The sequence below is a fragment of the Collimonas silvisoli genome (genome assembly GCF_018305005.1).
GTDB classification, from domain to species: Bacteria; Pseudomonadota; Gammaproteobacteria; order Burkholderiales; family Burkholderiaceae_D; genus Collimonas; species Collimonas silvisoli.
Genome location: NZ_JAGQEG010000008.1, coordinates 42,317 through 66,830, shown reverse-complemented (window position 1 = coordinate 66,830; position 24,514 = coordinate 42,317). Strand labels below are relative to the sequence as shown.

The 24,514-nt window shown below is 59.0% G+C and carries 27 protein-coding genes; 18 read left to right on the top strand and 9 right to left on the bottom strand.

The genetic code is table 11. The annotated features are described in order from the left end of the window. Positions 1–40: 40 nt before the first annotated feature. The gene (locus tag KHU33_RS03455) at positions 41–448 is read right to left on the bottom strand and encodes a DUF4148 domain-containing protein (protein ID WP_211461113.1); all 408 of its coding nucleotides are present in this window, start codon (positions 446–448) and stop codon (positions 41–43) included. Positions 449–1,047: 599 nt separating this feature from the next. Here KHU33_RS03455 and KHU33_RS03450 point away from each other — a divergent pair. The 5 genes from KHU33_RS03450 to KHU33_RS03430 all read left to right on the top strand — a co-directional run bounded on the left by KHU33_RS03450 (position 1,048) and on the right by KHU33_RS03430 (position 6,504). Then, entirely contained in the window at positions 1,048–1,662 is a 615-nt protein-coding gene (locus tag KHU33_RS03450; RefSeq protein ID WP_211461112.1) for a TetR/AcrR family transcriptional regulator, read from the top strand. 394 nt (positions 1,663–2,056) lie between these two features. Further along, positions 2,057–3,268: a porin gene (locus KHU33_RS03445; protein ID WP_211461111.1), complete on the top strand. Its 1,212-nt coding sequence runs from the start codon at positions 2,057–2,059 to the stop codon at positions 3,266–3,268. 119 nt (positions 3,269–3,387) lie between these two features. Then, positions 3,388–4,815, top strand: a complete 1,428-nt coding sequence (locus KHU33_RS03440) for a YfcC family protein (protein WP_211461110.1) — start codon at positions 3,388–3,390, stop codon at positions 4,813–4,815. 41 nt (positions 4,816–4,856) lie between these two features. Next, positions 4,857–5,726: an N-formylglutamate amidohydrolase gene (locus KHU33_RS03435; protein ID WP_211461109.1), complete on the top strand. Its 870-nt coding sequence runs from the start codon at positions 4,857–4,859 to the stop codon at positions 5,724–5,726. A gap of 16 nt (positions 5,727–5,742) precedes the next feature. Next, entirely contained in the window at positions 5,743–6,504 is a 762-nt protein-coding gene (locus KHU33_RS03430; RefSeq protein ID WP_211461108.1) for an IclR family transcriptional regulator, read from the top strand. 86 nt (positions 6,505–6,590) lie between these two features. Here the strand turns inward: KHU33_RS03430 and KHU33_RS03425 are convergent, their stop codons facing one another. Then, positions 6,591–7,502 carry a LysR family transcriptional regulator gene (locus KHU33_RS03425; RefSeq protein ID WP_211461107.1) on the bottom strand — a complete coding sequence of 304 codons (912 nt, stop codon included), beginning with the start codon at positions 7,500–7,502 and terminating at the stop codon, positions 6,591–6,593. A gap of 88 nt (positions 7,503–7,590) precedes the next feature. Between KHU33_RS03425 and KHU33_RS03420 the strand changes: the two genes are divergently transcribed. The 3 genes from KHU33_RS03420 (at position 7,591) to KHU33_RS03410 (ending at position 10,037) form a co-directional block, all read left to right on the top strand. Further along, complete coding sequence (locus tag KHU33_RS03420) at positions 7,591–8,568, top strand: SDR family NAD(P)-dependent oxidoreductase (RefSeq protein ID WP_407928241.1); 978 nt, start codon at positions 7,591–7,593, stop codon at positions 8,566–8,568. A 199-nt stretch (positions 8,569–8,767) separates the two neighbouring features. Continuing rightward, positions 8,768–9,271 (top strand): hypothetical protein, encoded by a 504-nt coding sequence (locus KHU33_RS03415; protein ID WP_230414030.1) that lies wholly within the window; start codon positions 8,768–8,770, stop codon positions 9,269–9,271. Between the two features lie 106 nt (positions 9,272–9,377). Further along, a complete protein-coding gene (locus KHU33_RS03410) occupies positions 9,378–10,037 on the top strand; it encodes an NAD(P)H-binding protein (protein WP_211461104.1) in 660 nt (219 codons plus the stop codon). A 22-nt stretch (positions 10,038–10,059) separates the two neighbouring features. Here KHU33_RS03410 and KHU33_RS03405 read toward each other — a convergent pair whose 3' ends face one another. Further along, complete coding sequence (locus KHU33_RS03405; protein WP_211461103.1) at positions 10,060–10,683, bottom strand: glutathione S-transferase family protein; 624 nt, start codon at positions 10,681–10,683, stop codon at positions 10,060–10,062. A gap of 178 nt (positions 10,684–10,861) precedes the next feature. Between KHU33_RS03405 and KHU33_RS03400 the strand changes: the two genes are divergently transcribed. Further along, positions 10,862–11,146, top strand: coding sequence for an HU family DNA-binding protein (locus KHU33_RS03400; protein WP_014004094.1), 285 nt, complete (start codon positions 10,862–10,864; stop codon positions 11,144–11,146). A gap of 85 nt (positions 11,147–11,231) precedes the next feature. Here KHU33_RS03400 and KHU33_RS03395 read toward each other — a convergent pair whose 3' ends face one another. Next, entirely contained in the window at positions 11,232–11,435 is a 204-nt protein-coding gene (locus tag KHU33_RS03395; protein WP_329956014.1) for an SDR family oxidoreductase, read from the bottom strand. 225 nt (positions 11,436–11,660) lie between these two features. Between KHU33_RS03395 and KHU33_RS03390 the strand changes: the two genes are divergently transcribed. The 3 genes from KHU33_RS03390 (at position 11,661) to KHU33_RS03380 (ending at position 13,291) form a co-directional block, all read left to right on the top strand. Continuing rightward, positions 11,661–12,089, top strand: a complete 429-nt coding sequence (locus tag KHU33_RS03390; RefSeq protein WP_230414029.1) for a DUF2778 domain-containing protein — start codon at positions 11,661–11,663, stop codon at positions 12,087–12,089. Next, positions 12,086–12,352 (top strand): hypothetical protein, encoded by a 267-nt coding sequence (locus tag KHU33_RS03385; RefSeq protein WP_211461100.1) that lies wholly within the window; start codon positions 12,086–12,088, stop codon positions 12,350–12,352. Before KHU33_RS03390 ends, KHU33_RS03385 begins: the two co-directional genes overlap by 4 nt. A gap of 117 nt (positions 12,353–12,469) precedes the next feature. Beyond that, entirely contained in the window at positions 12,470–13,291 is an 822-nt protein-coding gene (locus KHU33_RS03380) for an alpha/beta hydrolase (protein WP_211461099.1), read from the top strand. A gap of 219 nt (positions 13,292–13,510) precedes the next feature. Here KHU33_RS03380 and KHU33_RS03375 read toward each other — a convergent pair whose 3' ends face one another. Then, positions 13,511–15,112 carry a S41 family peptidase gene (locus KHU33_RS03375; protein WP_230414028.1) on the bottom strand — a complete coding sequence of 534 codons (1,602 nt, stop codon included), beginning with the start codon at positions 15,110–15,112 and terminating at the stop codon, positions 13,511–13,513. A gap of 213 nt (positions 15,113–15,325) precedes the next feature. Between KHU33_RS03375 and KHU33_RS03370 the strand changes: the two genes are divergently transcribed. Continuing rightward, positions 15,326–17,209 (top strand): DUF885 domain-containing protein, encoded by a 1,884-nt coding sequence (locus tag KHU33_RS03370; protein ID WP_211461098.1) that lies wholly within the window; start codon positions 15,326–15,328, stop codon positions 17,207–17,209. 87 nt (positions 17,210–17,296) lie between these two features. Here KHU33_RS03370 and KHU33_RS03365 read toward each other — a convergent pair whose 3' ends face one another. After that, positions 17,297–18,034 (bottom strand): helix-turn-helix domain-containing protein, encoded by a 738-nt coding sequence (locus KHU33_RS03365; RefSeq protein WP_211461097.1) that lies wholly within the window; start codon positions 18,032–18,034, stop codon positions 17,297–17,299. A 185-nt stretch (positions 18,035–18,219) separates the two neighbouring features. Here KHU33_RS03365 and KHU33_RS03360 point away from each other — a divergent pair, with 185 nt between their 5' ends. Further along, a complete protein-coding gene (locus tag KHU33_RS03360) occupies positions 18,220–18,630 on the top strand; it encodes a hypothetical protein (protein WP_211461096.1) in 411 nt (136 codons plus the stop codon). Between the two features lie 51 nt (positions 18,631–18,681). After that, complete coding sequence (locus KHU33_RS03355) at positions 18,682–19,467, top strand: DUF2145 domain-containing protein (RefSeq protein ID WP_211461095.1); 786 nt, start codon at positions 18,682–18,684, stop codon at positions 19,465–19,467. Between the two features lie 32 nt (positions 19,468–19,499). Here KHU33_RS03355 and KHU33_RS03350 read toward each other — a convergent pair whose 3' ends face one another. Both KHU33_RS03350 and KHU33_RS03345 read right to left on the bottom strand, forming a co-directional pair. Then, positions 19,500–20,369 carry a cysteine hydrolase family protein gene (locus tag KHU33_RS03350; protein ID WP_211461094.1) on the bottom strand — a complete coding sequence of 290 codons (870 nt, stop codon included), beginning with the start codon at positions 20,367–20,369 and terminating at the stop codon, positions 19,500–19,502. Positions 20,370–20,409: 40 nt separating this feature from the next. Then, a complete protein-coding gene (locus KHU33_RS03345) occupies positions 20,410–20,889 on the bottom strand; it encodes an HAD domain-containing protein (RefSeq protein ID WP_211461093.1) in 480 nt (159 codons plus the stop codon). Between the two features lie 300 nt (positions 20,890–21,189). Here KHU33_RS03345 and KHU33_RS03340 point away from each other — a divergent pair, with 300 nt between their 5' ends. Both KHU33_RS03340 and KHU33_RS03335 read left to right on the top strand, forming a co-directional pair. Beyond that, positions 21,190–22,185, top strand: coding sequence for an LLM class flavin-dependent oxidoreductase (locus tag KHU33_RS03340; protein WP_211461092.1), 996 nt, complete (start codon positions 21,190–21,192; stop codon positions 22,183–22,185). Between the two features lie 23 nt (positions 22,186–22,208). Further along, complete coding sequence (locus tag KHU33_RS03335) at positions 22,209–23,120, top strand: 1-aminocyclopropane-1-carboxylate deaminase/D-cysteine desulfhydrase (RefSeq protein ID WP_211461091.1); 912 nt, start codon at positions 22,209–22,211, stop codon at positions 23,118–23,120. Positions 23,121–23,163: 43 nt separating this feature from the next. Here the strand turns inward: KHU33_RS03335 and KHU33_RS03330 are convergent, their stop codons facing one another. After that, on the bottom strand, positions 23,164–23,412 hold the full coding sequence (locus KHU33_RS03330; RefSeq protein ID WP_211461090.1) for a hypothetical protein: 249 nt from the start codon (positions 23,410–23,412) through the stop codon (positions 23,164–23,166). 103 nt (positions 23,413–23,515) lie between these two features. On the opposite strand from KHU33_RS03330, the gene KHU33_RS03325 reads away from it, so the two are divergent. Continuing rightward, a complete protein-coding gene (locus KHU33_RS03325; protein ID WP_211461089.1) occupies positions 23,516–24,499 on the top strand; it encodes a LysR substrate-binding domain-containing protein in 984 nt (327 codons plus the stop codon). Positions 24,500–24,514 lie beyond the last annotated feature (15 nt).

Sequence of the window (24,514 nt, the reverse complement as noted above, 5' to 3'; positions counted from 1 at the left end):
CCGATCAGCGGGGGCATTGCCGAGACCAGACTACCTGCGATCAGTTGCCTGTATTCGTTTCAAGCGGGTATTGCGCATTGGCGAAATCGAGCTGGCCGGAGCTGCGTGTCTCAACCAGTTCTGCCTTGACTTCAGCGCGGGTCTTGCCAGGCGCGGTCGATGCTTGCACGAACACCGGGTATTGCGAACCGGCGAAATCTAGTTCGCCGGCAGCGCGAGCCTTTGCCAGTTCTGCCTGGACTTCAGCGCGGATCTTGCCAGGTACGGTCGACGCTTGTACGAACACCGGATATTGCGAACCGGCGAAATCGAGTTCACCGGCAGCACGTGCTCTTGCCAGTTCAGCCTGGACTTGAGCGCGGGTAAGCGGAGTGACGTTGTCGGCGGCGAATACAGGAGCGGAAACAATTGCGGCCAGTGCCAATGCGGCGATCAGTTGGGTTTTCATGATGAATTCTTTCTTTTTAAGTTAATGAAAAAGTGCCGAATACGGCGCTCAACAGTGGTTACACAAGCGCATGTACCGACGGCGCGGAATCTTTGCTGCACCGTCTTGGCTGCAGGCGAGAGTTCAATTTGCATCTATCACTAGATAGATAAAATCGGGAAATAAAAAGCGTCTTTCCTATATGACGCCTTCGAATCCACTATCCCATCGCCTGCAGTCCGGGCAGTTGCTCGATCCAGTTGCTGCTCAAAAAAACTTAATCTGGGTCAGTTAATGCCTGAACAACGTGTCTGCAACTACTGTGAAGTAACTATAGTTATCTACTGATAGGTAGTCAAATGGTATTTACTTATATCAATAAATCATTACCACAAAAGGGCGACACATGTAAAAAGCCTCTTGATTATCTATCTTTTGATAGATAAGATATCAGCGTAGCGTCTTTGTGATTTTACATTCCACGCCGCAGCCGTCAGAATATCGCCGGCTGGCTGATAAAAGACGTAGCATGGCGGTGTTATTCATGGCCCCATAGCCGCCTGTAGTCGTTCACCGTGTACTGGTGTCGTGCATCGCTATCTCTTTATAGGTAAAAAATCATGAAGGCCGTTTCCCCCGTACGTGAACAATTGCTTGAGCACACGCTGGCCCTGCTGGGATCGCGCGGCTACAACGGTTTCAGTTATCGCGACCTGGCGGAACTGGTCGGCGTCAAAACCTCCAGCATTCACTATTACTTTCCTACCAAGGAAGATCTGGCGCTGGCTGCGGTGCAAGCCTATGCCACCAACATCGGTGACATCATGCGCGGCATGGATCCGAACGGGCCGCTCAAAGAGCAGGTGGAGCAATATCTGGCTTTGTGGCGCAAGAACCTTGGCACCAGCCGCGTCTGCCTGTGTGGCATGCTGGCTGCGGAAGCCACCAGCTTGCCGCAAAATGTGCTGGCTGCGATACAGACCTTCTTCTGCATGCACGAAAGCTGGATCGCGCAGCGGCTGGAACGCGCGGTTGCCGAGAAAGGCGTGAAGCTGCCGGCGCCGCCGACGGCATACGCAATGACCATCCTCGGCGCCTTGCAAAGCGGCTTGATTTCCGCACGCTTGTTCGGCAAGCCTTGCCGGCTTGATGCGGCCTCGGCAATGTTGCGCTCCGCCGTGACGCCGGAAAGCAGCAAACCGCAACCGGCGCAGGCCGACGCCGTAGCGCACTGACTTTCTTCTGATCTTCAGGACGTCGCTCAAGGGAAGCGCCTTGAGCGGTGGCAAGCTTTCAATTTTCCCCTGCGTTTTGCAGCGCATGCCCGATTTCCAGGCTGCGCATGCCTTCCTCCTTTCGATAACATCGCAAGTCCCTAGCGTTGCAACGCACTGCCTTGCGGTGTATCACGCATAACAAATCTTCATAGAGCCCGCTCATTTTTTCAGCAATTCCGATTGACACGGAAAAATATCGCCCATAACATTGTTTCATATATTAATACGTTGTTTTATTAAATGAAACAATAGAGCAGCCAGGACCGGTCGGTAATTTTCAGCAAGTCTAGAAAAATAAGAACCGCACAGCCAAAGCCGCCATTGAATTTTTTTCAACCGGGAGGAGTAAAGCATGAGGAAGTCCATCGTTGCACTGTCAATACTGGGTACTTGCACCTACGCCGCGCACGCGCAAACCAACGTGACCGTCTACGGTCTGCTGGATTCTGGCGTCGCCTACGTCAACAAGATCGCCACACCCGGCGCAGCTAATGCGCGCGGCACCGGCAGCCGTTTCAGCGTCGACTCCGGCGATTTGCAGCAATCGCGTTTCGGCTTCAAGGGCGTGGAGGATCTGGGCGGCGGCGTGAAAGGCCTGTTCAATCTGGAGGGCGGGTTTTCGGTCGACACCGGCGCCTCCGGCCAGGGCGGCCTGACTTTCGGCCGTACTTCAGTGGTCGGCTTATCCGGCGATTTCGGCACCGTGCAGCTGGGACGCCGCAAAGACTTCATCGACGAAGTGGCAACCTACTACTCCAGCGTCTACGATTTCGGCGTATTCATCAACGGCGTCCACGATAACAACCTGGACCGCGTCGGCGGCAATCGCGCCAACAACCAGATCCGCTATGACACACCCTTGTTCAAGGGGCTGGTGCTGAACGCCACCTACGGCTTTGGCGAAACCGCGGGCTCGACCGCGACCGGCCAATCGCTAGGCTTGGGCGCAAATTATGCAAACGGCCCGTTCGGCATCGGCTTCGGCTACTGGCAATCCAAGCTCGGCACCATGACAGGCGGCGTCAACACCTCCAGCGACCAGGGCGCCAGCCTGGGCGCCGGCTGCACCCCAAGCTTCGGTCATCCCGGCGACACCTGCATCAAAACCTGGATGCTGGGTTCAAGTTATAAGGCCGGTCCGTGGCGTTTCTTCGGCGCCTGGTCCAAGGTGTTGCAGCCATTGGCGACTAACGGCGGCAGCACCGCACCGCTGGTCAGCAAATTTTCCGGTACCGCCGGTTTGTCACCGTTTACCGCCGGCGGCTCCAATAACAACAGCACCAATGTCCTCGATCTGGGCGTCAACTACAGCATCTCCGACAGTCTGCGCCTGGTCGGCAGCGTGCTGCAGTCGCGCTATAACTTCGTCGGCAGCAGCACCAAGGGCCGTTTGAGGCAAGTCAACCTGGGGCTGGATTACGCATTCTCGAAACGCACCGATCTGTACAGCTACGTGGCCAATCTGCGGGCTTCCGACATGTACAGTCCAGGCATCACCGGCGGTGCTCCCGGCGCTGACAACGCGCAAACCGCGTTCACGGTCGGATTGCGCCATAAGTTCTAAGACGGTGTAGGGTAAAAATACGGGCCGGAACGGCGTTCAGCAGTTCCGGCCTGTGCATTAAAAGAAGTTAACAACAGCTAAAAACAGATTATTCTGCAAAACGGTAGACGGAGATCGGCATGACGACCAGCACGGATAGCGAAAAACAAGATGCACACGGCAAAAGCCGGATGCTGCATCCGGTCGCGATGATGCTGCTGATTATGCTGGTCGCCATCGGCCTGACCTATCTGCTCGATTCGGGCCAGTTCCAGCGCCACGCCAAACTGGTCATCCCCGGCACTTACCAGCTGATCCCCAAAGAGCGCGACCTGGCCGCCCTGCTCGCAGCCAGCCCGGCCGCCGACACGCCTGTCAGTGGCCCTGAGCGCGCCTACCCCGCCAGCCTGTTTTCCGCCATGGCGGCGATCCCGGCCGGCCTCGCCAAGAGTGCGCCGCTGGTATTCATGATCATGTTCATCGGCGGCATGTTCGGCGTGCTGCGCAAGAGCGGCGCGCTGGACGCCGGCATCGACCGGCTGCTGGTGCGCACCGGCGGCAATGTCTATCTGCTGACGCCGGCGCTGATGCTGGCGATTGCCGCCGGCAGCACCTTCCTCGGCCTGATCTCGGAATACCTGGTGATCATTCCCATGATGCTGATCCTGGCGCAGCGTCTCGGCCTGGGGCCGCTGTACGCCACCGCGCTGGTGGCGATTGCCGCAAAAATCGGCTATCTGGCCTCGGTCACCAATCCGCTGGCGCTGGTAATTGCGCAGCCGATAGTGCAAGTGCCCTTGCTGAGCGGCGCCGGTTTGCGGTTGTTCGTATTTATATTGTTCCTGGCGATCGGCGTCGCCTATTTGCTGCTGCACGTAAAACGCAGCGGCTACACCATCCCTGCCGAGCTGAACCAGGGCAGCCCGCTCTCGCTGCCGCATCGCTTCGTGTTGATGGTGGTCGGCGCCAGCGTCGTGGTGCTGGTGATTGGCACCAGCGCCTGGAAATGGGGCGATATCCAGCTCGGCGCATTCTATATTTTCGAAGGCATCATCATCGCCGTGGTCGCCGGCATGTCGGTGCGGACCGCCTGCGACGCTTTTGTCGAAGGCATGAAAGGCATGATGCTGGCGGGTTTGCTGATCGGCCTGGCGAAAGCCATCGAAATCGTCCTGCACGACAGCCTGGTGCTGGACACCGTGATCTACCACCTGGCCGCCATTGTCGAAGGACGCAGCAGGATCTTTGCCGCCGAAGGCATGATCCTGGTGCAGATGCTGCTCGATGTGCTGATCCCGTCTACCTCCGGCAAGGCCGCCATCAGCATGCCTATCCTCGGCCCGATCGGCCATTTGTCCGGCGTCAGCGGCCAAAGCGTGGTGTTGGCCTTCTTGTTCGGCAACGGCCTGACCAATATGATTACGCCGACCTCCGGCATGCTGCTGGCCTACCTGGCAACCGGCAAGGTAGGCTATGGAACCTGGCTGCGTTTCGTCTTTCCGCTGTTCGCCATTTTTACGATGTTGGCGATGGTGGTCATGGCGTTTGCGGTTTATAGCGGCTACTGACAGTCCATCGGCCCATCGTCACACAAGTTTCAAGGATCACCATGATGCAAGACGCGTATTCCCTCATCACACCCGCAGCCGATGACGACAAGTTCATCCCGCTGATATTCGATTCACCGCACAGCAGCCGCTTTTGCCCGCCCGACATGCAAACCACGGCGCCCGAAGCCGCTCTGATGTCAGGCTGGGACGCCTATGTCGATGAATTGTGGAGCGGCGCAACGCAATTCGGCGCAAGTCTGCTGGCGGCGCGTGTCCACCGCACCTACATCGATTTCAACCGCGCCCGCAGCGATATCGATCCGGAATTGCTGGACCAGCCCTGGCCCGAAGCCATACAGGTATCGGAAAAAAGCCAGGCCGGCATGGGCCTGATCCGGCGCTACGCCTTGCCCGGCGTGCAGATGTACGACCGCAAGCTGAGCATCGCCGAAGTGCAGCACCGCATCCATCACTACTACGATCCCTATCACGCGCAATTGCAGCAACTCATCAACGCCGCCCACGCCCGCTGCGGCCAGGTTTGGCATATCGATTGCCATTCGATGAAATCGGTCGGCAACGCCATGAATATCGATAACGGTGCGCGCCGTCCCGATTTTGTGCTGGGCGACCGCAACGGCAGCGCCGCCGATCCGGCCTTTACGCTATGGGTCGCGCAGCAGTTGCAGGCGCAAGGCTATCTAGTCAAAATCAACGATCCCTATCGCGGCGCCGAACTGGTGCACGCCTACAGCGATCCGCGGCGTGGCCGCAACAGCATCCAGATCGAAATCAACCGCGCCCTGTACATGGATGAGCAAAGCCTGGAGCGCAGCGCCGGCTTTGCCACGCTGCAAAGCAAGCTGAGCCAACTGGCGGAGAGCATGTCGAGGTATATTGTCGGCAAACTTATCGACCAACCACATTAGAGAGAATCCGCACAGCATGGCCGACTATACCGTTGCCGCAGTAGATGAAGCATTGGCGCTGCTTTTGCTGGTGGCGCAAAGCCCGGGGCATGGCGTCACCGAATTGTCGGTCATGTCCGGCAATACCAAGGCGCGCACCTTTCGCCTGCTGTACACGCTGGAACAACGCGGCCTGTTGCATCGCGAAGGCGATACGCCCACCTATCACCTGGGCTACAAGGCCTTGTACCTGGGCGTAGCGGCGCAAGAGCAAGTGAGCCTGGTGCGGGTGGCGCGCAGCCATCTGCGCGATATCGGCGGCATCTGCAACGAAAACGTCCAGGTGCGGGTGCGCGACGGCCTGGAAACGGTATGCGTGGCACGCTGGGAATCGACCCAGGCGGTGCGGGTCCACACCGATGTCGGCAACCGGCGGCCGCTGTATGCCGGCGCCTCCGGCAAAGTGCTGCTGGCCCATGCGCCGCAGCAGGTGCAGCAGGCGATACTGGCCAATCCCCTGGCGCCGATTACCGGCAACACGATCATCGACCGCAAGCAGCTGGAGCAGGAACTGCAGCAAGTGCTGGCGCAGGGCTACAGCGTTTCTTACGGTGAAAGATCCAGCGGCGCGGTAGCGATCGCGGCGCCGATCATGGATGCCGACGGCGCAGTGATCGCGGCCCTGGGCATCGCCGGCCCGGCCAGCCGCATCACGGCCGATAATCTGCAAGGTTTGATCGATCTGGTGGTGCAGCGCGCGGGCGATCTGTCGCTGGGTTTGGGGTATGCCTACCGCTAATCTGTCACGTTTTTCTGGCTTGGCTATATCCAATGAGCACCAGCAAATGATTCGGTCGCCGCACGGCACGGACCTGGCTGGATAACTCAGGCGTCATCGTCAAGATAGCGGGAAATATAATCGGAAACGCCGCTCGCCAGCGCATCAAAGACATGCCGGCAGCGCTCGCTGGAGCGCAGATCTTCATGCATCACGATCCAGGTTTCGAGTTCACCCGCGATCGCTTGCGGCAGCACTGGCAATAAATCGGGATTGGGTTTGGCCAGCGCCGTCTGGCACATGCCGATGCCGTAGCCGGCGCGGATCGCCGCCAGTTGCGCCAACTGGTTGTCTGTGCACAGTGAAAACATCTCGCGCGACAACGACAGCCCGCGCCTTTGCATGGTGCGGATGTAATTGGTTTCCTGGTCGAAGCCGATCAAGGCATGGTGCTTCAGATCGGCGATGCTGGCCGGCATCCCGCACAGATCCAGATAACGCCGGTGCGCAAACAGGCCGAGCGGAATCGCGCCGACCCGGCGCGCAATCAAGGCGGCCTGGCTGGGCTGCACCATGCGCACCGCAATATCGGCATCGCGTTGCAACAGATCCTGAGTCCGGTTCGACAACACCAATTCGATCTTGATGGCGGGATGCTGCTCGCGCAGCGCGGTCAGGATAGGCGGCAAAACCTCGACGCCGACCACATCCGACGCCGTAACCCGCACCGTGCCGTGGCTGCTGGCGCTGGCGTCGGCCGAGGCGCGCCGCAGGGCGTTGGCGGTGGCGCGCAGGTTTTCCGCAAACGGGCGCAAGGTGAGCGCGGTATCGGTCGCCGCCAGCCCGGTTTGCGAGCGGGTGAACAGTTTCACGCCCAGCGCTTGCTCCAGCGCTTCGATCTGGCGGCCGACGGTGGGCTGGGTCAGCCCCAGGCTACGGGCGCCGCCGGATAATGAGCCTTCTTCCAGCACCGCCAGGAAAGCCCGGTACAAATCCCAGCCAGGTTCTTGCGTGGTCATGCAAATATGTATAGCAGCTATGTTGAGATCGCCAATTTTAAACTAAGAGCGGCGCTGTTACGCTGGACTCTTACATTTTAAAGAGGTGATTTCCATGAAACAGAAGATAGCGCTGGTACTCGGAGCAACAGGCGGCATCGGCAACGCCATGACAAAAACATTGATCCAGCGCGGCTGGCAGGTGCGGGCGCTGCACCGGCGCGCCGAGCAGATGATGGAGCAGGACCGCAGCGGCATCGTCTGGCGCCAGGGCGATGCGATGCAAGCGCAAGACGTGGTTGCCGCCGCCGCCGGCGCGGCGATCATCGTGCATGCGGTCAACCCGCCGGCATACCGCAACTGGGCGCAACTGGTGATGCCGATGATAGAGAACAGCATTGCGGCGGCACGTGCCTCCGGCGCCCGCATCGTCTTGCCCGGCACGGTCTACAACTACGGTCCCGACGCCTTTCCGGACTTAAGCGAGACATCGCCGCAAAACCCGGCCACGCGCAAGGGCGCGATCCGGGTGCAGCTGGAAGACAGGCTGCGCCACGCCGCGCAAAGCGGAGTACGGACTTTGGTGGTGCGCGCCGGCGATTTTTTCGGACCGCACCTGGCCAATTCCTGGTTCTCGCAAGGGCTGGTCAAGCCGGGACGGCCGGTCGCTTCGGTAACTTATCCCGGCAAACGCGGCATCGGCCACCAGTGGGCTTACCTGCCCGATGTGGCTGAAACCATGATGCAACTGATCGAGCGCGAACAGGCGCTGGCCGCTTTCGATACCTTTCACATGAACGGCCACTGGGACGCGGACGGTACGCAAATGGTGGCCGCCATCGGCCGTGCAGGCTGTGCGATGGGACAGGCGGGCGTAAAGGCAAGAAAATTTCCGTGGTGGCTGCTGCCGCTGGCCGCGCCCTTTGTGCCGGTTTTCCGCGAGCTGCGCGAGGTCGGCTACCTATGGCGCCAGCCTTTGCGCCTGGATAACCGGCGCCTGCTGCAGCTGCTCGGCAGCGAGCCGCACACAGCGCTGGACGACGCGGTAAAGGCCACGCTGATCGGGCTGGCCTGCCTGAAACCATGATCGGCGAGCAACAATATATTTTGCTCCGATCCATTCCCAGCAAATCGTGTCGGGAGATAATGCGTACTGCAATTGATTCATAAACGGCTGCTACCGCACTATTTGCGCCGTCTCCCAGGAGGCGGCGGGCGGATGCAGCCATCATTATTGGAAGTAACGCATTTTGAACACGACAAGAACCAACCGCTGGACCGGCAAGATGGACTCCCTGACAACCGCATATCTGAAAGATGTCATGGGCAAGATGGAGGTCTACGGCGACCGCGTGCAATTCGGGCTGGCCAGCCCGGGGCCGCGCCCGTATTATCAACTCACCAACAGTGCCGAAAAGAAAATGGCATTCGACAGCAACAACCATCTGCTGCACCCGAAGGAAGATGAATTCACCGGCCCTAACGCCACCCCGGTATTCACGCTGGAACAAATCAAGGCAGCCATCGCCGCCGGCGGTTTCAGATCAAGCAGCGCCACCCGCAGCACAGCCGGCGGCCGCGTCGTCAGCCGCAGCGGCGGCACTCGCGGCGGCACGGTAGCGATGAAAGCCAAGGATCTGATCGACGCCGCCAGATACGAATATTTCCGCAACAACCGTCAGACGCTGCCGGATGGCATAGGTGAACATACGGCTGAAATCACCGAGCTGATGCTCAAAGGCAGTTCCGCCGAAGAGGCATTCAACGCAGTAGTCGAACGGCATTTCTGATTGCCGTGCTGTGGCCCGGCCGGGCCGGGCCTGACATCCCTGCCGGGCCGCACTATTCCTGATCGGCGGCCGTACAACAGGCAATACAACAAGATTGGAATCTGCCATGAAAGTAATCCTGTTTGGCGCCAGCGGCATGGTCGGACAAGGCGTGCTGCGCGAGTGTCAGCGCGACGCCGGGGTTGAAACCGTGCTGGCAGTCGGCCGCAGTGCAAGCGCCAACGTCTCCGGCAAGTTGCGCCAGCTGGTCATCCCGGACCTGGCCCGGATCGCCGACCAGGCCGAGACATTGCAAGGTTACGACGCCTGCTTCTTCTGCCTCGGCGTATCTTCGGCCGGCATGTCGGAAGCGCGCTACACCGAACTTACCTACGACCTTACGCTGACCGTCGCCAACACGCTGGCGGCGCAAAATCCCGGCATCACCTTCATCTATGTCTCCGGCGCCGGCACCGATTCCAGCGAGCACGGCAGCAGCATGTGGGCCAGAGTCAAAGGCCGCACCGAGAATGCTCTGCTGCGCTTGCCGATCAAAGCCGCCTTCATGTTCCGCCCCGGCATAATCCAGCCGCTGCACGGCGTGCGCTCCAAGACCAGCTCATACCGCCTGTTCTATCTGCTTAGCGCGCCGTTGCTGCCGCTGGCCAGACGGCTCTTCCCCAACCACATCACCACCACCGAACAGATGGGCCGCGCGATGATCAAGCTGGCGCGCCAGGGCGGCCCCAAGCAGGTGCTTGAGGCAGCTGACATCAACGCGCTCTAGATTTTTGCGGCCGGCCTTGCCTTCAAGCCAGGCCGTTGCAGCCGTGCCGCAAAAAAGCAGGCCGCTGGCTCAGCCGCTCAAAATAGGCCGCCACCGCCGGAAATTCCGGGTGCTGCAAAGGCGTCATCAGCCAGCGATTCACCGACAAGCCGAGCGGCACGTCGGCCAGCGAGAACGCATCGCCCAAAATATAAGCACCGGTACTCGCCAGTTGCCGCTCCAGTATGGCGATGTGTTTGGTCCAGCTCGTCACCGATGCTTCCAGCGCGGCCTGGTCGGCATAGGCCGGATTCTTGCGCACCAGCGCCACGAAGGCATAGCGCCAAGAGTTGTTCAGCTCGGTCGCCTGCCAGTCCATCCACTGCTCGATTTTGGCCCGCGCGCGCGGCGCCGCCGGCAGCAGCGCGCCGTCGCCGTAGGCCGTGGCCAGGTAGCGAATGATGGCGTTGGATTCCCACAGCACGAAATCGCCGTCGCGGATTACCGGCACCATCGCGTTGGGATTCAAGGCCAGGTATTCCGGCGTATCGGTAGCGCGAAAGCCGCTGCCCCAGTCTGCCCGTTCGAACGGCAGGCCCAGCTCATCGCAGGTCCACAGCACTTTACGGACGTTGATCGATGATGCCTTGCCCAATATTTTCAGCATAAGAGTTCTCATTTTTTGTCGCAAAACCGGATTCTGTGCTACAGATACAACTGCCTGCAAACGAAATTTTAAAAGCAAATTGTCTGAAACCCGCGTTTGCGGTAGTCTACACCGCCGATTCCGAGCAAATACGATGCTAGAATTTGCAACTCACCACTTTTTTTGAGGATTTAACGAAATGAACAAAACCGAATTGATCGACGCCATTGCCACCGATTGCGAAATCTCGAAAGCCGCTGCACAGCGCGCTTTGGAATCCGTCGTAGACAACGTGATCAAGGCCGTGACTAAAGGTAGTACTGTTCAGTTGATTGGATTTGGTTCGTTCTCTTCCGGCAAACGCGCTGCACGCACCGGTCGCAACCCACGTACCGGCGAAGCAATCAAGATTGCAGCCGCCAAGACCGTCAAGTTCACAGCTGGTAAAGCATTCAAAGATGCAGTGAACAAAAAGAAGAAATGATGTAACGAAAAAAGCCCCTTGAAGAAATTCAAGGGACTTTTTTTTTCGTCGGCAGAAAATTCCCGATCGCCGCCGATTTCCGGCATCACAGCCCGCCATACCCGGCATCAATCACCAGCTCGCTGCCGCTGACAAAGCGGCTCGCATCCGACACCAGATACAAGATTCCCGCCGCCACATCCGTGGCCGAACCCCGGTTCGCCAGCATCCGCAATGCGGCGGTATCGGTCAGCGCCTGCGTCAGGTCACCTCGCTTGCGCATAGCCGCCGCCAATGCAGGTGGCCGCACTACACCGGGATATTTGGTAAAAATGGCGAAGGCAGTTCAAGCTGTTCTTGCCGAACAATCGAAGTAATCGCGCTGAAATATTGCTACTGATCGACCGCGAGCTAGCACACGCCACTCAGAAAATTATATATTTGACAATAAAAAAGCTTGTAAATATAATCAAATTTCATTTGCTGGCGAAGGACTATTTTGATTGAGTGCAGCTTTGTACTGAATGACAAACCCATGAGCGTTTTCTCGATTGGGGCGCTTTCTGTCCCGGCATTTTCGGGGAAGGACGCAGACGTTAACCGGCGTGCGGCGATGTGCAGCCGTAGCACAGGCCCGATTCCATCCGGGCAGTACCACATCTTTGATAGGCAATCGGGCGGGAAGCTCGGGCCGCTGTGGGACATACTTAGCGGTAGCGATAAAAGCGAGTGGTTTTCTCTCTATGCCATTGATGAAAAAATTGATGACTATGTGATTTGTAATCATATTAAACGGGGAAATTTTCGACTTCATCCCAAAGGGCGTTACGGCATCAGCGAGGGATGCATTACGATTGAACATATGTCCGATTTCCAGAATATCAGGGCGATATTGAAAGATAGGCCGCAAGTAGCTGTTGCCGGCACTTCGCTCAAAGGGTACGGTCGAGTGACTGTTCGATGAAAATGATTTATCGTGTTTTGGTTGGCTTATGGGTGCTGGTGGCAACATGGTCGCTATCTCATTGGTGGCAAACACATCCCGATACGTCACTCAATCTACCGCCTCCTATATGGGACTGGCTGGCAAGCGTGTACGGTGCAAAAAATGCCGAACAAGCGGCAGATTTAGTTTCACTCGTTGCGCTTGTTGGGTCATTGATTCTTGTTTCTGCGATGACGTGGTTAATACTTTTTATCTGTCGCCGCTTTAATATCTGCCAATAGCAATAACCATGACCACCTCGACAGTCTCGCCGCACGCAATACGCACACCAGCCCCAGGCATCTTAAGATGCCTGGGTATCCGTCCCACCAGATCTCTACGACCGAAACTAACAGACTATGACGACTCTCTATCGCGGCATGGATCGGGCGACTCTCGATGCCGCCTACAACAACACCCAGGCAATTCCAAATTTCCCCGAAGTGCTGCGGGGTTTTCAGTCGCGCAGCGCGAAACTGTATGAAAGAGTCGCGTGCCGGCGCGACCTGCGTTATGGCGAGGCTCCCCGCCAACGTTTTGATTGGCTTCCCTGCGGCAATTCCGGAGCGCCCACATTCATCTTCATCCACGGTGGCTACTGGCAGAACTGCGCCAAGGAAGATTTTGCGTTCATCGCGGATGGCGCTCTTGCCAAAGGCTTCAATGTCGTACTGGCCGAATACACGCTTGCGCCGGAAGCATCGATCACGCAAATCGTTGGGGACATCGGCCGTCTGCTGGATCACCTCGAAGCAGATGCCGAAGGGTTTGGAACAGCAAGCCGCCAAGTGTGTCTCAGCGGTCACTCGGCCGGCGGTCATCTGACGGCGCTGCATCGCGCGCACCCGGTCGTCACGAGCGCGCTTGCGATCAGCGCTCTGGTCGATCTTGAACCGATCAGTCTTTCCTGGCTCAACGACAAGCTGCAGCTGAGCAGGGATGAAATCGACACCTACAGTCCGTTGCACCATATAGGCAAGGGAGCGCCGATGATCGTCGCGGTCGGTGCCGCGGAATTGCCCGAGCTGGTGCGTCAGTCGGACGAATATGCGGCGGCATGTGAGGCCGCAGGGGAAAAAGTCGAACACGTTCACGTGCCGGCGTGTACCCATTTCTCGGTGCTCGACGACCTTGCGCGACCGGACGGCATCTTGATGAGTGCGTTCGACCGACTGGGCTAGCTTTCCCTGAAGACAATTGACGGTTGCACGCGTCGTGGAGTAACTCCGAGTTCTCGTCCTGATCAAACCATCCCGCAGCACCTACTTCGTATCCGTGCAATCAATGCCGTTTGCGAGACCTCATCTGCCGGAAATTCTGCAGATGGTTGATTTTGCGAAAATCAATAGTTGCCAGGCCAGAGGCGGATATGTGCCGTGGTAGCCGAAAGAAACGATGCGCTATCCGTCGAGTTTCACGCACACCGGCTGCGCCGGCATGAACCTCGGATTCACTGTTACCGTTTGCACCGGCCTTCCGGCCAAGGCGTTGAGCGCTTGTTTCAATTGCCAATCCTTGTCGCTTGCAAATTCCTTTTGCGGCAGTGCTGCGCTCTTGCTCTCGTCCAGCTTGGCGAGCGCGCGCCGGTCGCGCAACCGTTGGCGATCCTTGCGTACATCGGCGAAGGGATCGGGCGCGGACTTGCTGGCATAGGCGGGGCGCGCAATGTCGACCTCGCGATAGCTGAGCAAGACGCCGTCCATGTCTGCATCTTTGCGCGGCGGCACGATCCAGTCCGGCGCCACGCCATAGCCTTCCATCGGGCAGCCGTTCGGCCGTAAATTGCGGGCGTTGGTCCAGTTGATATAGGCGCCGTCGCGTATGCCGACGCCGGTTTGCGCCATGCCCTTGCCGTAGGTCGGCGTGCCTAGCAGCTTGGCGCGGCCAAGGTCTTTCAGCGCGGCGGCGGTGGCTTCGGCGGCGGAGGCGCTTTGGCCGTCAATCAGCACGATGAGCGGCACGCTGCGCCACCAGTCGTCCGCTTGCAGCGGCGCGAGCGGGTCCTGGCCCTGCATTACCGGCAGGTCGTAGTCGGGCCAATTGGTGGTGATGCGGTGCTGGGTTTTGTCGTCGCGTTGCAGCGTCACCATCGCCGTCTTGTTGCGGCCGGTGAATAGCGCGGTAATGCCGATCGCAGCGTTAAGCGCGCCGCCGCCGTTGATGCGCAGATCGAGAATCACAGCGTTGATCGGCGGCCCATTTTTTCGCTCCGCTTGTACTACGTTGATGTAGTCGCCAATGGTGGGTTCGGGGAAGTTGGCAAGCCGGGTGTACAGCACGTTGCCATCTAATCGCTTGGCGGTTGCGGGGCGCGGCTTGATGATTGCGCGCAGCAGAGTGAATTCCAGCCGTTGCCGCGCGCTGTTTTTAATACCGCGCAGCAGCGTGAGCTTGAGCGGCGCACCAAGCTCGCCGTTGGCATATTTCGCAATCTCGGTATTGTCGACGCCGGCCACGCTATTGTCGTCCATCTTCACCACCAGGTCGCCGCTATGCACGCCGGCCAGCGCGGCGGGTGCGTCGGGCACTACATCGATGATATGCAAACCGTCTGGCAGGGTCTCAAAGATGATGCCGATGCCAGGCGCACCGTGGCGCGTGCGTTCGTCTTTCTTGATCTGTTCTTGCTGTTCCTCCGCACTGCGAAACCCGGCGTAAGGCAGCGTTTTGACGCCCAGGCGGAGCGTTTCGTCGAGAAAGGCCGGGACGTCGATTTCCGTCAGGTGTTCTTTCTTGAGCAGCTCCACCACCGATTTAAGCTCGCAGATCTGGGCCTCCCAATCCGGCGGACACGGCGAGACCTCGGCAGCGCGGGCCTGCGAGCAAAAACAGAATGCAAAGAGTACGGCCGGGGCAAGTCGCACGACAGGCAGCACAGTAAACAGCACGGCAGGCGGAGGCCATTGGCGGCTTGAAATACTTTTGTCGCTGCCGTTAATCAGCGCTCGATTTCCCGCCGCTGCATAGTTGGTTTTGCCATACGGTCGCCCAATGCCGAACATGAATTTTCCCTTGCAAGTTTAGGTACAACTCTATCAGTCCCCGCACAGAATAACTATTTGCCGAACTGGCGAGAAGATTACCTTTTCGCATCGACTATAAGCAATCCGCAGCTTCTTTCATCGAAGCCGCAAATTCCGTTGACATCATTCCGCCACTCGCGATAAGGTCAGCAACGCATAAATTCTTTTCTTCAAGCAATAAAAAAGGATTCCATGAACGAGACGCCCCCGACTCAGACTTTTTCCCGCCGCGAAGTGCTGCTGGCCGCACTGTCCGCCACCGCCGTTGCCGCACTACCCGCACTACCTGGCATCGCCCGCGCCGAGGCCAAGGATGCGCTCCCGCCCGACGCCCGGTTTTCTGCCCTGCTAGCCGATTTCTCGGAAGAAATCCTGCGTCTGTCGCCAACCTCGGCGACCGCGCTGGGACTCGATTCTGGAGCCCGCTCCGCGCACAAATCGCGTTTGCCGGATGCTTCTCCTGCCGGCGACGCCGCGTGGGCCGGCCAGGTGAAATCGATGCTGGCCCGGATGGCGGCGCTGGAGCGCGCCAAGCTCAGCCCGGATGCGCAAATCCGCTACGACAGCGTGCGCTATGCGGCGACCGAAGGCGTCAACGGCCTGCGCTTTTCCTATGGCGGCGCGGCCAGCGGTTTCTACGGCGGCACATCGCCATTCCCGGTTACCCAGCAGAATGGCGCACTGACCGCCGTGCCCGAATTTCTAGACTCGCAGCATAAGATCGCCAACGCCGCCGACGCCGAAGCCTATCTTGAACGCGTGACCGCGATGGCGCGCTTGCTCGATCAGGAAAGTGCGCGCATCGCCGAGCAGGCCGGCAAGGGCGTCATGCCGCCGGATTTCATTGCCCGCACCGCGCTCGGCCAGCTGCGCGACTATCGGAACACTCCGGCCGAGAAGCAGAAGCTGGTTACCTCGATTGCCGGGCGCACAAAAGAACTCGGCATCGACGGCGCATGGGAGGCGCGCGCGGCCAAGCTGGTGAACACGTTGGTGTATCCGGCGCTTGAACGCCAGATCGATACTTTCGCCAAAGCTACCGCCAAGGCCACCGATGTCGCCGGCGTGCACCGCTTGCCGGATGGCGCAGCGTACTACGAATGGGCGCTGCAGCTGGGAACGACGACGACCCGTAGCGCCGCAGAAATCCATGCGATCGGGCTGGAGCAAAACAAGATGCTGCAGGCGCGTATCGACGCCATCCTCAAGGCGCAGGGACTCACGCAGGGCACGGTCGGCGAACGCCTGCTGGCGCTGTCGAAAGATCCCAAGCGCTTCTATGCCGACAACGACCAGGGGCGCGAGCAGCTGATCGCCTACTGCAACGAGCGGGTGGCCGCGGTGCGGGCGCTGATGCCGGAAATTTCGCATCTGGATCTGAAGGCGCCGCTGGTGATCAAGCGCGTGCCGCCCGATATCGAAGCCGGCGCCCCGCTCGGTTATATGAATTTCGCCGCGCTGGATGGATCGCGGCCGGCGATTTATTACATCAACCTGAAATCGACCACGCTCTGGCCGAAATCCGAAATAGCCACGCTCACCGCGCACGAAGGCATTCCGGGCCACACCTGGCAGGGCGCGTATCTGGCCGAACACCATGCGGAGATGCCGCTGATTGCATCGCTGATGGGCTTCAATGCTTTTATCGAAGGCTGGGCGTTGTATGCCGAGCAGCTGGTCGATGAGTTCGGCCTGTACGCGGCGGATCCGTTCAGCCAGATCGGTTATCTGCAGGCGCAGCAGTTCCGCGCCTGCCGGTTGGTGGTCGATACCGGCCTGCACGCGATGAAATGGACGCGCCAGCAGGCGATCCGGTTCCTCGGCGAAAACACCGGGCGCGGCGTCGCCGCCATGACCAGCGAGATCGACCGCTATTGCGTGTCGCCGGGACAAGCCTGCGGCTACAAGATGGGGCACAACGAAATCCTGCGCCAGCGCGAACGGGCGAAACTGGCGCTGGGCGGCAAATTCGATCTGGCGGGTTTCAATGACGCGCTGGTGAAAAGCGGCGGCGTGCCGCTGACGGTGCTGCCGACTGTGATCGATCGCTACATTGCCGGGTTGCGGACGATCTAAGACCGGCGATAAGGGAGCGTCTCTGTTTTTATTGTTGCGCGTTGCAATGCGCGTTCATCTGCGGCGCGAAAAGCATTGGCCTCATATTCACGGCTTTTTCTGGAACTTTACAAATGCTTCAGGAGACCAGGGCCGTACCGCCAGAATCAGGCTGGTGCCAAACCGTTCAGAAAAAGGCAAACTCAAATCCTGATGATGCAGCGCTGAAAATTCTGCGCTCAAACGGCGCATGTGGTCTTGGACGATTGCGTTGCTGGCCCGCGACAGCATGCCGCTGACCATCGTCATTTTTTCGCCGTCACGGTCGAAGCGCGAATTGAAAAAATCATTCCTTAGCTGTGCGCGAAAATATTGCTGTATCGGCCCGCCCGGCAGCCAGGTAAAGTCCGGCGCCACGCGCACGCGTATTTTATTGTTGGGCATCAGATCGATGATGCCAAGCTTGTCCAGGCGCGCGAGCAGCCGTATGCATTCGGCCTTGGAAAAATCGAAGACCTCCAGGATTTCTTCCAGCGACCAGTGATTCAGCGCATGCACCGCGATCAGCAGTAATTTGGGATCGGACACCAGCTTGTTTTCCTGCTCCTGGGATAATTGCGACGGGGTTGCCGATTCATGCGAGATCATGCGCGCCAGGTCGCTGATTTGTATGCCCAGCAGCGCGCATATCTGATCGAAACGTCCGAGCGTGAAGCTTTTCGCCGCAAATACGCGCTTGACGCTTGCCTCGCTCAATCCCAGGCTTTTCGCCAGTTGGGCATAAGTGACGCCGCGCGCTTTCAGCACATTCTTTAGCGCTCCGACCAAGGCTTCTGCTTGCGCCATGTTTTCCTCGCCGATTTTGCTATGTGAAACAGTATTGTATTTCAATACTTTAATAAGCAATATATGATTCTTTCCATTACTTATTTGAAATAATCAATACTTTTGTTACAGTCTGTTCATCGTTTAATGAAGCGATCAACCGGGCATAGCCGAATTCCAATCACCCTATTTTTAGGAAAAATAATATGAAAAATCTGACCCTGCGTCGTGTCGCCGTTGCGCTTTCTTTGTGCGGCGCCTTGGTCGCCAACCAGAGTTTTGCGCAATCCACCGTGAGCGATATGTCGGCGATATCGGTCGTTGCTTCGGTGGTGGCTCCTGCTTATTTCATTTCTGAAGGCGGCGAATATCTGGTCAAGGGCGTCGAAGCCTCTGGCAACGGCATGCTCTACGTGCTGGAAAAAGTCGGCACCGGCGTGCGCGGTTCGGTCACTGTTACGGCCAACGCCAGCGGTGCGGTATCGGTCAGCGTGGGTGAAGTCATCAGCGTCACCGCGAGCTCGGCCGGCATGTTGCTGGTCAGTGCGGGGCGAGTTCTGGCGATTATCCCTAGCGAGCTTGGCAAGTCGCTGATGAAAAGTAAGAAGATATCGTAACTCTTGCCAGCTGCTGCGGTGATCCCCACAAAATTTTCATGAAAGCGCACCATGCATAAAAGATATCTGCTCGCGGCTACGGCTAGTTTGTGTTTTTTAGCCCCCGGTCTCGTTCATGCCGGCCAGGCTTGCGAGCAAAAATCACCAATGGCCACCATGGTGACGCAAGGGCTGGCGCTGGCGGTGAAAACCGTCGAGCAACTTAATGCCAGCGGCGCGGATGTGGTGATCATCGGCCGTGTCGGCCAGGATCTCAGCAAATATGGGCAGCATTATTCGCACATCGCTTTTGCCTACAGGGACGGAGCGACCTGGAATATCGTGCATAAACTGAACGAGTGCGGCACCGCGGTCAGTAATATTTTTGAACAGGGAATGGGGCAGTTTTTCCTCGACGATCCGTTCAAATTCGAGGACGCCATCGCGGTGCCCGCACCCGATGTGCAAAAGCGGATATTGGCGGTGCTGAAGAATCCGGAACAGGTGTTAACCGAATACATTCCGCAATACAGCATGCTGGCTTATGCCTGGGGCAACAAGTATCAGCAATCGAACCAATGGGTGCTGGAAACGCTGGCGCTGGCGATGGAGCCGCAAATAAAAAACCGCGAGCAAGCCCAGGCATGGCTCAAGTTCAAGGGATATGAACCGTCTACGCTGAATATCGGCCCGATGACACGGCTTGGCGCCCGCATGTTCAAGGCCAATATTGCATTTGACGATCATCCGAATGACAAACGTTTCAGCGACAGGATCGAGACTGTCACCGCCGATTCGGTTTTCGATTTCCTCAAAAAATCCGGACTCGGGGTCAGTTATTTCACGGTGAGTCTGTAAGCTGGGGTTAACTAGCGCGGGCTAAGGTCACGTCAATTGCCCGCGTTATCCAACAGTTCCAGCAACACATCCGCTGCATTTGCGGTGCGTGCCCCGCGCGCCGCCATATCCCGGACAAATTCCCGATACTGCTGCTCGAACCCGCTCACCGGACTCATGCAGTCGGTGACCAGCACCAGTTTCGCCATCTGCTGCGGGCCGAAATAGTCAGCAATGTGTTCTGTCGTCGCTTTCACGCAATGGCTGCCGGCTTCACCGGTGATGTAGACGCGGTCGGCCTTGGCCAGGCTGTCGAGAAAGGCCTGGTTCGATTGCGTCAGCTTATCGTCCGGATCGGGCACTTCGGCTTGCACCGCGGAATAGTGCTCGGTCCACGGATTGCTGCCTTTGCTGATTTTATTGACGCTGCGCAGGGTGTGTTCTTCCCAGCGGTTGTAGGCGCGCCGCACCTCGGCGTGGACGTTGTGCCCCCATGAGCCGATCTCGCAATGGACCGGCCACACCATCAGCCGGTAACGCCCTGCCGCTTCCAGTTGATCCAGGTATGCCAATACTCGCGGCAGGGCTGCGGGCAAGCGCGGCAGATAAGCGCCGGCGCGTACCTCGGCTGCCGAGATTTGGGTAAACGGCGTGACCTCGCCGCCGGCCGCGCTGATCCAGAAACCGGGATGGGCGATATCTAGCCGGTGATGCGAATCGAGCGTGACGCTGATTTCGCTGATGCCTGCGCCGCCGCGTTGAATCAGGTCTGCCACGCGCAGCATGTCGGCGTGGGCGCCCGGCACCGGCAGCGATGGCGCGGCATTGCCGCCGTTGGCCGGATCCGGCGGCAGATAAGCGGCCGGCAGATCGCAAAAATCGTTTTGCGGATCGATGATCAATAAGTGGTGATTGCGCCGCATCTGTCTCTCCTGTGCCGCCTGCCCGTTTTCGATTTTCCGCTTAAAGTGCCGCCAGCATTTTTTTCAGCGCATCCTGTGTGGGCGGATCGCTCAAGCCCAGGTTGCCTTTGGTTTCCAATAGATGGTTACGGCAGGCTGCCGGCCAGCCGAAGGCGTCGTCGTCCAGCGCCAGCCAGCTGGTCGGCTTGCGGCGTTCGACATCGCGCCAGACCTGCATGCCGCGCGGCATGGTGTCGAACTCTGCCGGCGTCAACTTGGGATGATGGAAAGTGGAGCCGATCACACGCTCGCGCAAGCTCTCCGTGAGTTCCTGTCTGGTGGCGTCGAATCCCAGCGCCCTGATCCAGCTGGTGGACAAGACGATTTTGACTTCCGGGTAGGGCTCCAGCAATTGTTCCAGGATCGGCATCCATTCAAAGAATGCACGGTCGGGAGTGGCGATGTACAGGCCGCGCTGGCGGTTGCGGATTACCTTGGCGTCGTGCAAAACGCCGTTGTAGTCCAGATAAAGAATTTTCATAAAGCGTCAGTTATCAAAGTTGAATCGCAAAATTGAATCGCAAGGTTAAGTCGCAAGGATAAATCGAGACGTTGGCCTCGGATCGGGGCAAAGGCATAGTCAGCCAGCTTGCCGAGCCAGGCATCTGCAGATTGGCGCTATTACCGAGGAATTGCCGCCAAGTTTACTCCAAAGGCATCGCCCACGGCCTCCGAGACGGCCGAATTCGCTCACGAACGGCAAAACGGCACGCCGCCAGCAGGCTTAAAGCGCTGCGGATATACTCGAAAACCGCACAAATAGTTGAGCAAGGAAGTCCCTGTGATCCCAATTTCAATTCTGGACCTGGTCCGTATCCGCCAAGGCGGCGATGCGCGCACCGCGCTCGACCATGCGCGCGATCTGGCGCAGCACGCCGAGGGCTGGAACTATCGCCGCTTCTGGATGGCGGAACATCACAATATGCGCGGCATCGCCAGCGCCGCCACTGCGGTGGCGATAGGCCATGTCGCCGCCGGCACCAGCACCATACGGGTGGGCGCCGGCGGCGTCATGTTGCCGAACCATGCGCCGCTGGTGATTGCCGAGCAGTTCGGTACGCTCGCCGCGCTGTTTCCCGGCCGTATCGATCTCGGCCTGGGGCGCGCGCCCGGCACCGATCAGATCACCACCCGGGCGCTGCGGCGCGATCCGGCCAGCGCCGAGTCGTTTCCGCAGGATGTGCTGGAACTGCAAGCCTTCCTCGCGCCGGCTGAGCCGGATCAGCGTATCGTCGCCGTGCCGGGCCATGGCAGCAAGGTGCCGCTGTGGATTCTGGGATCGAGTACTTTCGGCTCTCGTCTGGCCGCCGAGCTCGGCCTGCCCTACGCCTTCGCTTCGCATTTCGCGCCGGATTCGCTGGAAATGGCGCTGCAACTGTATCGCGCCCAATTCAAGCCGTCCGAACAGCAGGTCAAGCCGCATGCGATGGTGGGCGTGAATATCATTGCCGCCGATACCGACGCCGAAGCGCGCCGTCTGGCGACTACCCAGCAAATGTCGTTCACCGACATGCATCGCGGCGTACGCGGCCTGAGCAAGCCGCCTATCGACGATATCGAAACTTATTGGTCGCCGCTGGAAAAGGCGCAGGCTTCGCACATGCTGGCATGTTCGATCATCGGCTCGCCGGCAACCGTGCGCGAGGAGCTGGAACGATTCCTGCTGCGTACCGGCGCGGATGAATTGATGATCGTGTCGGATGTGTTCGAGCATCAGGCGCGGCTGCATTCCTATGAAATCATCGCCGACGTTGCGCGCAGCGTGGAACGCATTTAGACATCGGTATCGGTTCGACGCGCATGCCCATGTCCTTCCTGTTCTCCAGCTTGTCTTCGCCCTGCCAGCACCTGGAAAGCGCGTCTTTCCTGGGGCGCGATATCTGGGTAAAACGTGACGATCTGCTGCACGCCGAGGTATCCGGCAATAAATTCCGCAAGCTCAAATATCCGCTGCTGGCGTTGCAGGGGCAAAAATCATTAGTGACCATGGGCGGCCCGTGGTCCAATCATTTGCATGCGCTGGCTCATGCCGGGGCCTTGGGCGGCTGGCCGACTACAGGATTGGTGCGTGGCGCGGCCGGGCTGGAGAGCGCCACGCTGGACGATTGCCGACGCCTGGGCATGCAGATCCGGTTCGTATCGCGTGAGGACTACCGCCAGTTGCGTGAAGACCCGCATGCCTGGCGCCGGCACTTGGCTGTCGACGACGATAGCCACGTCTGGCTGCCGGAAGGCGGCAGCGCGCCGGCGGCCTTGCGCGGTGTTGCCGAGCTGGCGGACGAACTGGCTGCGGAATTGCCCTTCATTCCCGAAGTAATCATGGTCGCTTGCGGCACCGGCGCTACGTTGGCCGGTATTTTGGCGGGTTTGCAAGGCCGCAGCCGGGTGATCGGTATCGCCGTTTTGAAGAATGCCGATTATCTGCATCAAGAGATTGCCCGCTTGCTGCAAGAAGCCGGCTATCCCGCCTATCAAAACTACGAACTGATCACCGATGCACATCACGGCGGCTACGGCAAAGCGCCGCCTGAGCTGCGCCGGTTCTGCCGCGATTTTTCGCAGGAATTTGCCTTGCCGATAGAACCGGTTTACACCGGAAAGTTATTTCACGCCCTCAGAAAAATACAGCTGGCGCACGCCTTCGGTGCCGATGAGCGGGTGCTCGCGGTGCATACCGGGGGCATGCAGGGAGCACGCGGATTTATCGATTGAAATGGAGGACTGCATATGCTCCCTGCCGGCGCAGCATCCAGTTTCAATAATGCGCATCGCGCTGCCCGTATTCGCGTGGCGGCAGGGAGTCGAGATAGCCGATGTCGCGCAACAGGTGATCGTTCATCTCGCGGGTATCCAGCAGATGCCCTGGCTGTGTTGCTGCCGGTTGCGCCGGGATCAGGCGTTGCCGCCACCAGTTGTTCTTGACGGCCTGTAAAACGTCGCCCAGCAGACTTTGCGGACGTGGCAATGTTGTAGCGATTTGGTTGGGTGTCGATACGCAGTTCATGGCAGCCTCACAAGTTGATTATCGGGAACGTTTTCTATACTGGTCAGAATATCCAACCAAGGCGACTTAGGGAAACGACTTGTTCTAACCATCTTGGTCAGCTATGCTTACCAGCATGAGCCGACTCCCACTCCATACCCTTCCCGTCTTCCGCAGCGCGGCGCTCTCGCAGAATTTGCGCGCCACCGCGCTCGAAATGCACCTCACCCACAGCGCTGTCAGCCAGCAGATCGGCGTGCTTGAACAGCAGCTTGGCTTCGCCTTGTTTGAGCGGCGCGGCCGCCGCATCGTACTCAACGAAGCGGGGCAGGCGCTGCTGTGCAGTGTCGAGTCGGCATTGGCCCAGTTGGACGCCGGCGTGCTGGCAGCCGCCGCCACCGCGACCGGTACTGCGCAACGGCTGCGGCTGACGGTGATGCCGTCTTTCTTGCAGCGTTGGCTGTTGCCGCGCATGCAGCGCTGGCGCGAGCGTCATCCCGACATCGCGCTGGAGCTGCACTCTTCGCAGCAAGTGATGGATTTGCAGCGTGACGGTTTTCACGTGGCGCTACGGCAGGGGCGCGGCGGCTGGATGGGGCTGAGCGACGAACGTCTGTTCGACAGTCCCTTGGTGGTGGTGGCTTCGCCGGCTACAGCGCGCCGCTTGCAGGGCGGCGGCGTGGCCGCGCTGGCGCACGAAGCCTTGCTGGGCGACGCCGAGTTGTGGGATCTCTGGTTCAGTCAAGCCGGGCTTACCTTGAAAACCAATCCCGTGGCCAGCTTCAACGACGCCGGCATCATGCTGCAAGCCGCCGAACAAGGCTTGGGAATCGCGCTGGGGCGCGAGTTCATGGTGGCAGACGCCTTGCGCGACGGCTTGCTGGTGCGGCTGTCCGAACAAAGGCTGGCGCCGGACGCCGATTACGCTACTTATTTCCTGGTCTATCCCCCTGCATTGGGCGATTGGGCGCCGTTGCAAAAATTGCGCAGCTGGCTGCATGAGGAAGTGCGCGTTTTGCAGGAGCCGGTGAACGCGACGCTATCCATCCTTGCGCCCTTGGATGCGGCGCCGGCAAAAAAATCGGCAGCGCGCAAAAAAACACCGTAAGGAGCCAGCGCCCGG